Below are 13,222 nucleotides of genomic sequence, written 5' to 3'. Positions count from 1 at the left end.
GGGAACCTTCCGTCATGCCTAAATTTTTCATCGAACATCCAGTCTTCGCCTGGGTGGTTGCGATCCTGATCTCGCTCAGCGGCGTGATCGCGATCCTCAACCTGGGCGTGGAGTCCTATCCCAACATCGCCCCGCCGCAGGTCACCGTCTCGGCGACCTACCCGGGCGCCAGCGCGGACACCACCGAGAAATCGGTCACCCAGGTGATCGAGCAGCAGCTGACCGGTATCGATCACCTGCTGTACTTCAGCTCCTCGTCGGCCTCCAACGGCCGCGCGCAGATCACCCTGACCTTCGAGACCGGCACCGATCCGGACATCGCCCAGGTGCAGGTGCAGAACAAGGTTTCGCTGGCCACGCCACGACTGCCTTCGGAAGTGACCCAGCAGGGCGTGGTGGTGGCCAAGGCCAATGCCGGCTTCCTGATGGTGGTGGCGCTGCAGTCCGATACCCCGACCATCAACCGTGACGCCCTGAACGACATCGTCGGCTCGCGCGTGCTCGACCAGGTCTCGCGTATCCCCGGCGTCGGCAGCACCCAGCAGTTCGGTTCCGAGTACGCCATGAACATCTGGCTGAACCCGGAGAAGATGCAGGGCTATGGCCTGTCGGCCAGCCAGGTACTGGCCGCGGTACGTGCGCAGAACGTGCAGTTCGCCGCCGGTGCGCTGGGTTCGGACCCGTCGCCGGAAGGCCAGCACTTCACCGCCACGGTCTCGGCCGAAGGCCGCTTCAGCTCGCCGCAGGAATTCGAGAACATCATCCTGCGCGCCAACGCCGATGGCTCGCGCGTGCTCCTCAAGGACATCGCCCGCGTCGCCTTCGGTGCCAACAACTACGGCTTCGACACCCAGTACAACGGCAAGCCGACCGGCGCCTTCGCCATCCAGCTGCTGCCGGGCGCCAACGCCCTGAACGTGGCCGAAGCGGTGCGCGCCAAGATGGACGAGCTGCAGCCCAGTTTCCCGTCCGGGGTGACCTGGTTCTCGCCGTACGACAGCACCACCTTCGTCAAGATCTCGATCCAGGAAGTGGTCAAGACCCTGTTTGAAGCGGTCCTGCTGGTGTTCCTGGTGATGCTGATCTTCCTGCAGAACTTCCGCGCCACACTGATCCCGACCCTGGTCATCCCCGTCGCCCTGCTCGGTACCTTCCTGGGCATGTGGATGATCGGCTTCACGATCAACCAGCTGACCCTGTTCGCGATGGTGCTGGCGATCGGCATCGTGGTCGACGATGCGATCGTGGTGATCGAGAACGTCGAACGCATCATGAGCGAGGAAGGCCTGGCGCCGAAGCCGGCCACGCAGAAGGCGATGACCCAGATCACCGGCGCGGTGGTGGCGATCACCGTCGTGCTGGCGGCGGTGTTCATCCCGTCCGCCCTGCAGGGCGGCGCCGCCGGTGAGATCTACAAGCAGTTCGCTCTGACCATCGCCATCTCGATGGCGTTCTCGGCGTTCCTGGCACTGGGCTTCACCCCGGCGCTGTGCGCGACCTTCCTCAAGCCGACGCACAACGACAACCCGAACATCGTCTACCGCACCTTCAACAAGTACTACGACAAGATCAGCCACACCTACGTGGGCCACATCACCTCAGCGGTGCGCCATGCGCCGCGCTGGATGATCCTGTTCGTGGTGCTGACCGCGCTGTGCGGCTTCCTGTTCACCCGCATGCCGGGCAGCTTCCTGCCGGAAGAAGACCAGGGCTATGCGCTGGCGATCGTGCAGCTGCCGCCGGGCTCGACCAAGGGCCAGACCAACGAAGTGTTCGCGCAGATGCGTGGCATCCTGGAAAAGCAGGATGGCTATGAAGGCATGCTGCAGGTGGCCGGCTTCAGCTTCGTCGGTTCCGGCGAGAACGTGGGCATGGGCTTCATCCGCCTGAAGCCGTGGGAGGAACGCAAGTTCACCGCGCCCGAGTTCATCCAGAACATGAACGGCGCGTTCTACGGCATCAAGGAAGCGCAGATCTTCGTGGTCAACCTGCCCACCGTGCAGGGCCTCGGCCAGTTCGGCGGCTTCGACATGTGGCTGCAGGACCGCAGTGGTGCCGGCTACGAACAGCTGACCCAGGCGCGCAACATCCTGCTGGGCAAGGCCGCGCAGAAGCCCGAAGCCCTGGTCGGCGTGCGTCCGAACGGGCTGGAGAACGCCCCGCAGCTGCAGCTGCACGTGGACCGCGTGCAGGCGCAGTCGATGGGCATGTCGGTGTCGGACGTGTACAGCACCATCCAGCTGATGCTGGCCCCGGTCTATGTCAACGACTTCTTCTACGAAGGCCGCATCAAGCGCGTGACCATGCAGGCCGATGGCCCGTACCGCACCGGCCAGGAGTCGCTGAAGAGCTTCTACAGCCCCTCCACCCTGACCCAGAACGCCGATGGCACCAACGCGATGATCCCGCTCAACACGGTGGTCAAGTCCGAATGGGTGTCGGCACCGCCGTCGCTGAGCCGCTACAACGGCTACTCGGCGATCAACATCGTCGGCTCGCAGGCCCCGGGCACAAGCTCGGGCGAAGCGATGCAGACCATGGAGAGCATCGTCAACGACGACCTGCCGGCCGGCTTCGGCTACGACTGGTCCGGCATGTCCTACCAGGAAATCCTGGCCGGCAATGCCGCCACGCTGCTGCTGGTGCTGTCCATCGTGGTGGTGTTCCTGTGCCTGGCCGCCCTGTATGAAAGCTGGTCGATCCCGGTGGCGGTGCTGCTGGTGGTGCCGCTGGGCGTGCTGGGCGCACTGGGCCTGTCGATGCTGCGCGGCCTGCCCAACGATCTGTTCTTCAAGATCGGCCTGATCACCGTGATCGGCCTGGCCGCGAAGAACGCGATCCTGATCGTGGAGTTCGCGGTGGAGCAGCGCGCAGCCGGCAAGAACCTGCGCGATGCCACCATCGAAGCGGCCCGCCTGCGCTTCCGCCCGATCCTGATGACCTCGTTCGCGTTCATCATGGGCGTGATCCCGATGGCGATCTCCACCGGCGCCGGCGCCAATTCCCGCCACGCCATCGGTACCGGCGTGATCGGCGGCATGCTGTTCGCCACCCTGCTCGGCCTGCTGATGATCCCGGTGTTCTTCGTGGTCGTGCGCCGCATGCTGGGCGACAAGCTGGATGAACCGTCCAAGGAGTTCATGGAACGCCAGCGCGACGCGGATGCTGCACACCGCCCGGATCGTTGATCCGGCAGTGCGCTGAAACGAAAAGGCCCCGGAGCGATCCGGGGCCTTTTTCTTGCCGCCTTTGAATTCATGCCCACCAAGGTTGGCATCTACCAGGGCAACGGCATGCCCGGTAGCCGCCAACCTTGGTGGGCTCCGTTCGAGTCACGTCTCAGCGCAACAGCGCGACCACCACGCACACTGCCACGATTACCAGTGCAGCCCACTGCATCGGCACGAAAAAGAAATGATGGGGCGCCACTTCGCCCTTCTGCCGGGGTGCCCGGTTGAGCCACAGGCCCAGCAGCACGTTCACCGCCGCGCCAATGCTGGCACCCAGCAACACCTGCGAGAGTGGGGTGTTGCCCTTGGGGCCTGCGTGCGGGAAGAAATACGCCAGCAGCAGGATCGCTGCGATCGGCGTGATCAGTGTCAGGATTCCCCAACCACGATAGATCATCTGTGCAGACCGTATGGAAACGGCCTGCATTGGAACAGATCCGGCATCGTTCGGCCAAGAGCACAGCGCATCCACGCGTGGCGCGGATCGACCGGCCGCGCCGCCCTTGCAGCGGCGCGGCCGTTGCGTCTCAGCGCAGCCCGGTTTCGTTGCGGGCGATCACCAGGCGCTGGATTTCCGAGGTGCCTTCATAGATCTCGGTGATCTTGGCATCACGGAAGTAACGCTCCAGCGGCATCTCCTTCGAGTACCCCATGCCGCCGTGGATCTGCACCGCCTGGTGGGTGATCCACATCGCCGCTTCCGAGGCGGTGAGCTTGGCGATGGCGGCTTCGTTGCTGAAGCGCTTGCCCTGGCCCTTCACCCAAGCCGCGCGCAACGTCAGCAGCAGCGCTGCATCCAGCTTGCACTTCATGTCGGCAATCTTGGCCTGGGTCATCTGGAAGGTGCCGATGGCGGCACCGAAGGCCTTGCGCTCCTTCACGTACTCCAGGGTCGCTTCATAGGCGGCACGGGCGATGCCGATGGCCTGCGAGGCGATACCGATGCGGCCGGCATCGAGCACGCTCATGGCGATCTTGAAGCCCTCGCCTTCCTGGCCCAGAACGTCCTCGGCCTGGGCCACGTAATCGTTGAACTCGATCTCGCAGGTGGCCGAGGCGCGGATGCCCAGCTTGGGCTCGGTCTTGCCACGACCGAAACCGGCCTTGTCGGTATCGATGATGAAGGCGGTGATGCCGCGCGCGCCCTTGTCCGGCTCGCTCATCGCGAACAGCACGATGTACTTGGCCACCGGGCCGGAGGTGATCCAGCTCTTCTTGCCATTGATGACGAAAGTGCCGTCGGCCTGTTTCACCGCGCGGCAGCGCATGGCAGTGGCATCGGAACCGGACTGCGGCTCGGTCAGCGCGAACGCGCCGATGGCGGTGCCTTCGGCGATGGCACGCACGTAGGTCTGCTTCTGCTGCTCGGTACCGTGGGTGAGGATGCCGTTGCAGAACAGCGAGTTGTTGACCGACATGATGGTCGAGTGAGCGGCGTCGGCGGCGGCGACCTCCACCATCGCCAGCACGTACGCAACCGGGTCCATGCCCGCACCGCCGTACTCGGTCGGCACTTCGATGCCCATCAGGCCGTTCTCGCCCAGCAGGCGGATGTTGTCCAGCGGGAACTCGCCGGTGCGGTCATGGTGCTCCGCGCTGGGGGCGATCTTTTCCTGCGCGATGCGCCGCGCCACGTCCTGCAGCATCAACTGCTCTTCGGTAAAGCTGAAATCCACAACACCCTCCCGGGTACATGAAGTTATGGGCCGCATACGGCGCGCCCAGGTGCTCCGATTGTACCGGGGGCCGGCTGTTTCCGTACGCTGGCGACTTGACCGCGGCAGGCCTTCTCGGCGAATATATCTCTATATCGCGATAGGTAGATATTTATGGATCTGGAAGACTGGTCGACCCGCCTGAAGGTGTTCGCCGATGCCACCCGCGTGCGCCTGCTGGCGCTGCTGGAGCAGGAGGAGCTGACCGTGGCCGAACTGTCGGCAATCACCCGGCTGGCGCAGCCGCGCGTGTCCACCCACCTGGCGCGCCTGAAGGAAGCCGGCCTGGTCCGCGACCGCCGTGCCGGCGTGTCGGCCTACTACCGTTTCGACGAAGCCCAGCTGGACCCGGCGCAGCGTGCATTGTGGCATGCCTTGAGCAACGGAAGCGACGACCCGTTGCTGCGCCAGGATGCCGAGCGCGTGGCTGCAGTGCTGGCCCATCGCGCCTCTGACCAGAACTGGGCCGACAGCGTGGCCGGCGACATGGAGCGCCACTACTCTCCGGGCCGTACCTGGGAGGCGCTGGCGCGCACCGCCTTGCCGTTGCTGGAGACCGGCGACGTGCTGGACATCGCCTCCGGTGACGGCGTGCTGGCCGAACTGGTCGCCCCCCACGCCAAGCGCTACATCTGCATCGATACCAGCGCGCGCGTGGTCGCCGCTGCCAGCGAGCGCCTGCGCCGGCTGCCCAATGTGGAAGTCCGCGAGGGTGACATGCATGCCCTGCCGTTCAAGGACGGCAGCTTCGACCTGGTGGTGCTGATGCACGCGCTGACCTACGCCAGCAAGCCGGCGCAGGCCGTAACCGAAGCCGCACGCGTGCTGCGCCCGGGCGGCCGCCTGCTGTTGTGCAGCCTGGCCCGTCACGAGCACAAGGCAGCGGTGGAGGCCTATGGTCACGTCAACCTCGGCTTCAGCGACAAGGAGCTGCGCAAGTTCGTCGACAAGGCCGGCCTGCAGGTGTCCAGCCTGGAAACGGTCACCCGCGAGAAGCGTCCGCCCCACTTCGAAGTGATTTCGCTGATCGCCAACAAGCCCTGAGCCCGAGACCACCATGCCCGCCCTGCCCTGGTTGCATCCTGATCGTGCCAACGCCCTGCTCGACGCCCTGCGCGAGCGGATCCTGATCATCGACGGCGCGATGGGCACGATGATCCAGCGCCATGGCCTGCAGGAAGACGACTACCGCGGCGAGCGATTCGCCGGTGGCTATGACCATGCGCACGGTCCCGGCTGCGACCACGGCACGCCTGAAGGCCATGACCTGAAGGGCAACAACGACCTGCTGCTGCTGACCCGGCCGCAGGTCATCGCCGACATCCATACCGCATACCTGGATGCCGGGGCGGATCTGGTCGAGACCAACACCTTCAACGCCACTTCGGTCAGCCAGGCCGACTACCACCTCGAACACCTGGTGTACGAGCTGAACAAGGCCGGCGCCGCCGTTGCACGCGCCTGCTGCGATGCGGTGGCTGCGGCCACGCCGGGCAAGCCGCGCTTCGTGATCGGGGTGATCGGTCCCACCAGCCGCACCGCTTCGATCAGTCCCGACGTCAACGATCCGGGCTTCCGCAACACCAGCTTCGACGAGTTGCGCGACACCTATCGCGAAGCCATCGAGGGCCTGATCGATGGCGGCGCCGACACCCTCATGGTCGAGACCATCTTCGACACGCTCAATGCCAAGGCCGCGCTGTATGCGCTGGAGGAGGCCTTCGACGCGCGTGGTGCACGCCTGCCGGTGATGATCTCCGGCACCATCACCGACGCCTCCGGGCGCACCCTGTCCGGGCAGACCGCCGAGGCCTTCCATGCGTCACTGGCGCATGCGCGCCCGCTGTCGATCGGCTTGAACTGCGCGCTGGGCGCCGAGGCGATGCGCCCGCACGTGGAAACCCTCTCGCAGGTCGCCGACTGTTACGTCAGCGCACATCCCAACGCGGGCCTGCCCAACGCCTTCGGCGAGTACGACGAAACGCCTGAAGAGATGGCCACCACCCTGCGCGGCTTCGCCGAGGATGGCCTGTTGAACCTGGTCGGCGGCTGCTGCGGCTCCACCCCCGACCACATCCGTGCGATCGCCCGCGCCGTGGCCGGGCTGCCGCCGCGCGGCCTGCCCGGTGTCCAGGAGCAGGCCGCATGAATGTCGCCGCCACCGTTCCGCACTTCCCGCCCTCCTGCTGTTGAGCCGACGCCTGCCATGACGCCTGTCCGCCCTACCCGCCTGTCCGGCCTGGAACCCCTGGTCATCACTCCGGACCTGCTGTTCATCAACGTCGGCGAACGCACCAACGTCACCGGCAGTGCGCAGTTCCGCAAGCTCATCAAGGAAGGCCGCTACGAAGAAGCGGTGGACGTGGCCCGCCAGCAGGTCGCCAGCGGCGCGCAGATCCTCGACGTCAACATGGACGAGGGCCTGATCGATTCGGAAGCGGCGATGACCCGCTACCTCAACCTGATCATGTCCGAGCCGGACATCGCCCGCATCCCGGTCATGGTCGACTCCTCCAAGTGGAGCGTGATCGAGGCCGGGCTGAAGTGCCTGCAGGGCAAGAGCGTGGTCAATTCGATCTCGCTGAAGGAAGGCGAGGCGCTGTTCCGCGAACACGCGCGCAAGGTCCTGCGCTATGGCGCCGCCGCGGTGGTCATGGCCTTCGATGAAAGCGGGCAGGCCGATACCTGCGCGCGCAAGGTCGAGATCTGCACCCGCGCCTACCGCATCCTGGTCGACGAGATCGGCTTTCCGCCGCAGGACATCATCTTCGACCCGAACATCTTCGCCGTCGCCACCGGCATCGAAGAGCACGACAACTATGCGGTGGACTTCATCGAAGCCACCCGCATCATCAAGCAGACCCTGCCGCACTGCCACGTCTCCGGCGGCGTCTCCAACGTCTCGTTCTCGTTCCGCGGCAACGAAACGGTGCGCCAGGCCATCCACTCGGTGTTCCTCTACCACGCCATCGCCGCCGGCATGGACATGGGCATCGTCAACGCCGGCGCCATGCCGATCTACGACGAGCTGGAGCCTGAGCTGCGCGAGCGCGTCGAGGACGTGATCCTCAACCGCCGCAGCGATGCCACCGAGCGCCTGCTGGAGATCGCCGAGCGCTACAAGGGCAGCAAGGGCGCGGCGAAGACCGAGGACCTGGCCTGGCGCGGGAAGCCGGTGGCGCAGCGCCTGGCACATGCGCTGGTGCACGGCCTGGATGCCTTTGTCGAGGAAGACACCGAGCTGGCCCGGCAGGCCTCCAGCCGCCCGCTGGACGTGATCGAGGGCCCGCTGATGGACGGCATGAACATCGTGGGCGACCTGTTCGGTGCCGGCAAGATGTTCCTGCCGCAGGTGGTGAAATCCGCACGCGTGATGAAGAAGGCGGTGGCCTACCTGCTGCCGTACATCGAGGCGGAGAAGGCACGCAGCGGTGATACCGCCAAGAGCAATGGCAAGATCATCATGGCCACGGTGAAGGGCGATGTGCATGACATCGGCAAGAACATCGTCGGCGTGGTCCTGGCCTGCAACAACTTCGAGGTGGTCGACCTGGGCGTGATGGTGCCGGCGCAGAAGATCCTCGATGCCGCCCGCGAGCACAACGCCGACCTGGTCGGCCTGTCCGGACTGATCACCCCGTCGCTGGAGGAGATGAGCCACGTCGCCCGCGAGATGGAGCGCCAGGGCTTCGACCTGCCGCTGCTGATCGGCGGCGCCACCACCTCGCGCGCGCACACCGCGCTGAAGATCGACCCGCACTACAAAGCGCCTACGGTGTGGGTGAAGGACGCCTCGCGCGCGGTGGGCGTGGCCCAGTCGCTGATCTCACGCGACCTGCGCGAAGCCTTCGTCGCGGCCAACGAGGCCGACTATGCCGAGATCCGCGCCCGCCACCGCAACCGTGGCGACGCCAAGCGCCTGGTGACGCTGGAACATGCGCGCGCGCAGAAATTCCAGGGCGGCTGGGACAGCTACACGCCACCGGCACCGGAACAACCCGGCCTGCACGTGTTCGATGACTACCCGCTGGACGAACTGGTCGACTACATCGACTGGACACCGTTCTTCCAGGCCTGGGAGCTGGCCGGCAAGTTCCCGGCCATCCTCACCGACGAGATCGTCGGCACCCAGGCCAGCGAGCTGTACCGCGATGCGCGCGCGATGCTCGAGCGCATCGTCGGCGAGAAGTGGCTGACGGCCAAGGCCGTGTTCGGCCTGTGGCCGGCCAACAGCATCGGCGACGACGTCCGCGTGCAGCACCCGCAGGGCGAAACCACCCTGCACTTCCTGCGCCAGCAGGTAGACAAGCCGGCCGAGCGCCCGGACTTCTGCCTGGCCGATTTCATCGCGCCCCTCGACAGTGGCAAGCAGGACTGGATCGGCGCGTTCGCAGTCACTGCCGGTATCGGCATCGACGCGCACGTCGCGCGCTTCGAGGCCGAGCATGACGACTACAACGCGATCCTGCTGAAGGCACTGGCCGACCGCCTCGCCGAGGCGCTGGCCGAGCGCCTGCACCAGCGCGTGCGTACCGAATTCTGGGGCCATGAGCGCGCCGAGGCGCTGGACAACGACGCCCTGATCGACGAGCAGTATCGCGGCATCCGGCCGGCGCCTGGCTATCCGGCCTGCCCGGAACACAGCGAGAAACGGCGCCTGTTCGACCTGCTGCAGGCCGAAGCAAACGCCGGCATGGAATTGACCGAGAGCTTCGCGATGCTGCCCACGGCCGCTGTCTCGGGCTACTACTTCAGCCATCCGCAGAGCCAGTACTTCGTGGTCGGCCGGCTCAGCCGCGAACAGGTCAGCGACTACGCCCGCCGCAAGGGCGTGGACCGTGCCCAGGCCGAACGCTGGCTGGCCTCCAACCTCGACTACGACCCCGAATGACACAAAAAGGGGACGGAGGGGATTAAGTCGTTTATGCATTCGCGACTTAATTCCCTCCGTCCCCTTTTTTGCCTCATCATTCCGCGATGACCGTTCCCGTTGCACGCCTCTCCAGCTTCTACCTGTTCTACTACGCGGCGCTGGGCGCGTTCACGCCGTACTGGAGCCTGTTCCTGACCGCGCGCGGCATGAGCGTGACGGCCATCAGCGTGATGATGGGCCTGTGGTACGCCACCCGCGTGATCGCGCCCAGCACCTGGACCTCGCTGGCGGCCGCATCGCCACGACCGATCCGCCTGCTGCGCGCGGGCTGCGTGCTGACCCTGCTCAGCTTCGCGGTATTCCTGCTGCCGCTGCCACAGACGTGGATGTACCCGGCGATGGTGGTGTTCTGCTTCTTCTACAACGCGGTGATGCCGCAGTTCGAGTCGATCACCCTCACCCATCTGGGCAACGACAGCCATCGCTACGGGTTGATCCGGGTCTGGGGCTCGCTCGGCTTCATCGCCGTCGTGACCCTGTTCGGCTGGCTGATCGAAGATGACGGCACGGCCAGCCACGCCGGGCTGCTGCCGTGGATGATGCTGCCACTGTTCGCGCTGCTGGTCGCCTCGGCCTTCAGCAACCACTACGCGCGCGGCATCGGCAAGACCGGCGGCGACGCCAGCGGCTTCTGGCAGATCGTGCGCCGACCGCCGGTGCTGGCGTTCTTCCTGGCCGCCTTCATGGAGCAACTGTCTTTCGGCCCGTACTACACGTTCTTTTCGGTCTACATGGACCATCACGGCTACCGCACCTCCACCCTGGGCCTGTTGTGGACCATCGGTGTGGTCTTCGAAGTGGGCGTGTTCTTCACCATCGGCCGCTTCTTCCGCCGCTATGACGCCAGCTGGATGCTGTTGATCGCGCTGGTCAGTTCCTGCCTGCGCTGGGCCGTGACCGCACTGTTCCCGGAAAACCTGCCGGTGATGCTGCTGGCGCAGAGCGCGCACGCGCTGGGCTTTGCGGCGTTCTTCGCAGCAGCGATGCAGATGCTGGCGACCTACTTCCCCGGTCGCCTCAATGGGCATGGCCAGGGGCTGCTGTACGGATTCTCGTCCGGTGTCGGCGGTGTGCTCGGCGCACTCATTGCCGGCCAACTGTGGAAGATCGACGATGGTCGCACCGCGTTCCTGGCCGGCAGCGGCTTCGCCCTGATTGGCGCCCTGCTCTGTTTCTTCGCACTGAGCCTGCCGCTCATACGTGCGCGACGGAACAGCCGCGTGCGCTGACCCCTGCCCGGCTCAGCGCTGCAACAGCACCTGTTGCAGCGAGGGCAGCAGCACCCGGTTGCCATGCGCACTGAGATGATCGCCATCGAAGAACAGCGGCCGCCCATCGCGCTGGGCTGGACATAACGCGTCGTCGCACAGCGCCGGCATCGGGTCCCACAGCACGCCACCTGGCAGTCCATCGACCACCTGCTGCAGGCTGCCCAGCATGGGTGCCCGCAACGTTTCCATCGCGACGCGCGTGCTGTCCAGGCCGTTGCGGCAGACCTCGTTGCGGGCATTGAAGCGGTCCGAGCAGCGATAAGGAGGCGCTGGCAGCACTGGCTTGGGCGCCTCCAGCACGATGCGCACGCCACGCTCGGCCAGGGGTCTCCACTGCGCGACCGCCTCGGCCACTTCGGCGTCGCGTCCTGCCGCGGCCTCTGCCGTCAGTTCGCCCGCCAGCTGCGCCTGCGCATCGAACAGCACGAACTGATCGGAAAGGCGTGGCACGCGCAACGACACCAGCACCACGGCATCCCCCGGCTGCGCACGCCGCACGATATCGGCGAACACCGCGGCGTCGAAATCAGCGCAACCGGCACCGGCACCGCGCCACTTCTGCAGGCTCACCTGCGGGCATCCGCCGCGGCCATAGAGGGAGACCGCCGAGCCGGTTTCCAGGGCCAGTCGCTGCAGCAGCTCGATGTAGGCCATCGCATGCGAATCACCAGCAACGAACACCCGCTTCGGCGCGCCAACCGGTAGCGGGCGGTCGCAGTCTCCACGGGCAAAGGTGCGCGCACTACCGCCTTCGAAACGATGCTTGGCGACCACCAGTGCGCACTCGGGATAGTCACCGGCCACGCTCTTGCCATTGGGGTACCAATCGGCCGGATGCCGGCTGACCGTACTCAACGACAGCCGCGGCGCCTGCAGGTAGAGCACTGTCTGGATGCCGGCGGCGCACAGCAGTACGACCGCGCCGGCCAGCACCCAACGCCCGGGACGCAGGCGCTGCGCCAACGTGCCGCGGAACGGCTGTTCCACCCAGCGCCACGACAGCCATGACAGCAGCAGCACCAACGCCATCGCGGTGGTCATCTGCAAGGGTGTCTGCAGGCCCACGGTCCAGCGCATCAGCACGAACACCGGCCAGTGCCACAGGTACAGCGAGTACGACAGCAGGCCGATACGGCGCATCGGGGCGCTGGCCAACAGGCGCGCCACCCATGCCTGCGGATGATGATGCAGCGCCCACAGCAGGCCCGCGGTGGCGAAGGCCGGCAGCACGCCGTCAGGCCACGGTGACCGCCCGGCACGCGCGGACCACAACGCCCACCCCAGCAGGCCCAGCGCCACCATGGCCAGCAGGGAGAACACCGGCGCGGCGCGCTTCAGTGCCTGGCCGGTTGCCGGGTCCAGCGATTCGCGCACATGCAGCAGCTGGAACAGCAGCACGCCCACCCCCAGTTGCCAGAGGCGGGTGCTGGTGGCATAGAACGCCCACGATGGCGGCGCCTCGCGCAGACCCAGCACCGCCGCATGCAGCAGCGACGCCATGCTGACCAGGGCGAACAGGCCCAGGCTGATCCAGCGCCCGCGTGCACCGCGCGCCCAAGCCAGGAACAGCAGCGGGAACAGCAGGTAGAACTGCTCTTCCACGCCCAGCGACCAGGTGTGGGTGTAGGGATTGAATTCGGCCCTGGGTGCGAAATAGTCGTTGCCGATCGCTGCCAGCACCCAGTTGCTGAAGCCGAAGAACGCCATCAGTCCGGTCCTGTCACTGGCTTCGCTGAGCCAGGACTCGGGAATGAACAGCACGCTTGCCACGGCAGTCAGCAACAGGCAGGCCAACAGCGCCGGCGCGATGCGACGGATGCGGCGCGCATAGAAGCGCAGCATCGACTGCCCCAGCGACAGCGGCGGCAGCCGGTGTACCGACGCGCTGACCACGAAACCGGAGATGACGAAGAACACATCCACGCCGGTGAACCCGCCTGGCAACCAGGCCGGGTCCAGGTGGAACACGATGACGGCCAGCACGGCGATCGCGCGCAGGCCGTCAATGTGCGGCACGTAGCCACGGCTTGGATCAGCGGTCATCCCTACCCCCACGGCCGCGACGGCAGCGCG

The 13,222-nt window shown here is 66.2% G+C and carries 8 protein-coding genes; 5 read left to right on the top strand and 3 right to left on the bottom strand.

Annotation, left to right across the window (positions count from 1 at the left end):
- The first annotated feature begins 14 nt into the window (after nucleotides 1–14).
- On the top strand, nucleotides 15–3,188 hold the full coding sequence (locus tag AC5P56_RS07155; protein WP_046431562.1) for a multidrug efflux RND transporter permease subunit: 3,174 nt from the start codon (nucleotides 15–17) through the stop codon (nucleotides 3,186–3,188).
- Between the two features lie 151 nt (nucleotides 3,189–3,339).
- Here AC5P56_RS07155 and AC5P56_RS07150 read toward each other — a convergent pair whose 3' ends face one another.
- Entirely contained in the window at nucleotides 3,340–3,627 is a 288-nt protein-coding gene (locus AC5P56_RS07150; protein ID WP_046431564.1) for a hypothetical protein, read from the bottom strand.
- Between the two features lie 130 nt (nucleotides 3,628–3,757).
- Complete coding sequence (locus AC5P56_RS07145) at nucleotides 3,758–4,906, bottom strand: acyl-CoA dehydrogenase family protein (protein ID WP_014647680.1); 1,149 nt, start codon at nucleotides 4,904–4,906, stop codon at nucleotides 3,758–3,760.
- A 153-nt stretch (nucleotides 4,907–5,059) separates the two neighbouring features.
- On the opposite strand from AC5P56_RS07145, the gene AC5P56_RS07140 reads away from it, so the two are divergent.
- The 4 genes from AC5P56_RS07140 (at nucleotide 5,060) to AC5P56_RS07125 (ending at nucleotide 11,107) form a co-directional block, all read left to right on the top strand.
- Nucleotides 5,060–5,989 (top strand): ArsR/SmtB family transcription factor, encoded by a 930-nt coding sequence (locus tag AC5P56_RS07140; protein ID WP_014037755.1) that lies wholly within the window; start codon nucleotides 5,060–5,062, stop codon nucleotides 5,987–5,989.
- A 13-nt stretch (nucleotides 5,990–6,002) separates the two neighbouring features.
- On the top strand, nucleotides 6,003–7,094 hold the full coding sequence (locus AC5P56_RS07135) for a homocysteine S-methyltransferase family protein (protein WP_262224719.1): 1,092 nt from the start codon (nucleotides 6,003–6,005) through the stop codon (nucleotides 7,092–7,094).
- A gap of 57 nt (nucleotides 7,095–7,151) precedes the next feature.
- Nucleotides 7,152–9,836: a methionine synthase gene (gene metH, locus AC5P56_RS07130; protein ID WP_014647682.1), complete on the top strand. Its 2,685-nt coding sequence runs from the start codon at nucleotides 7,152–7,154 to the stop codon at nucleotides 9,834–9,836.
- Nucleotides 9,837–9,922: 86 nt separating this feature from the next.
- Nucleotides 9,923–11,107, top strand: coding sequence for an MFS transporter (locus AC5P56_RS07125; protein WP_241887796.1), 1,185 nt, complete (start codon nucleotides 9,923–9,925; stop codon nucleotides 11,105–11,107).
- Nucleotides 11,108–11,119: 12 nt separating this feature from the next.
- Here the strand turns inward: AC5P56_RS07125 and AC5P56_RS07120 are convergent, their stop codons facing one another.
- Nucleotides 11,120–13,192, bottom strand: coding sequence for an acyltransferase family protein (locus AC5P56_RS07120; RefSeq protein WP_241887795.1), 2,073 nt, complete (start codon nucleotides 13,190–13,192; stop codon nucleotides 11,120–11,122).
- Between the last annotated feature and the right edge of the window lie 30 nt (nucleotides 13,193–13,222).

Source organism: Stenotrophomonas sp. YJH_SMC_131, assembly GCF_059367975.1.
The sequence above is the reverse complement of the archived record's forward strand: the minus strand, read 5'-3'. Positions and strand labels throughout refer to the sequence as shown.

What these genes read in the sequence shown, in the direction of transcription:
- AC5P56_RS07155 (WP_046431562.1), top strand. Translation starts at nt 15, where the DNA reads ATGCCTAAATTTTTCATCGAACATCCAGTCTTCGCCTGGGTGGTTGCG.
- AC5P56_RS07150 (WP_046431564.1), bottom strand. Translation starts at nt 3,627, where the DNA reads ATGATCTATCGTGGTTGGGGAATCCTGACACTGATCACGCCGATCGCA.
- AC5P56_RS07140 (WP_014037755.1), top strand. Translation starts at nt 5,060, where the DNA reads ATGGATCTGGAAGACTGGTCGACCCGCCTGAAGGTGTTCGCCGATGCC.
- AC5P56_RS07135 (WP_262224719.1), top strand. Translation starts at nt 6,003, where the DNA reads ATGCCCGCCCTGCCCTGGTTGCATCCTGATCGTGCCAACGCCCTGCTC.
- metH (WP_014647682.1), top strand. Translation starts at nt 7,152, where the DNA reads ATGACGCCTGTCCGCCCTACCCGCCTGTCCGGCCTGGAACCCCTGGTC.
- AC5P56_RS07125 (WP_241887796.1), top strand. Translation starts at nt 9,923, where the DNA reads ATGACCGTTCCCGTTGCACGCCTCTCCAGCTTCTACCTGTTCTACTAC.
- AC5P56_RS07120 (WP_241887795.1), bottom strand. Translation starts at nt 13,192, where the DNA reads ATGACCGCTGATCCAAGCCGTGGCTACGTGCCGCACATTGACGGCCTG.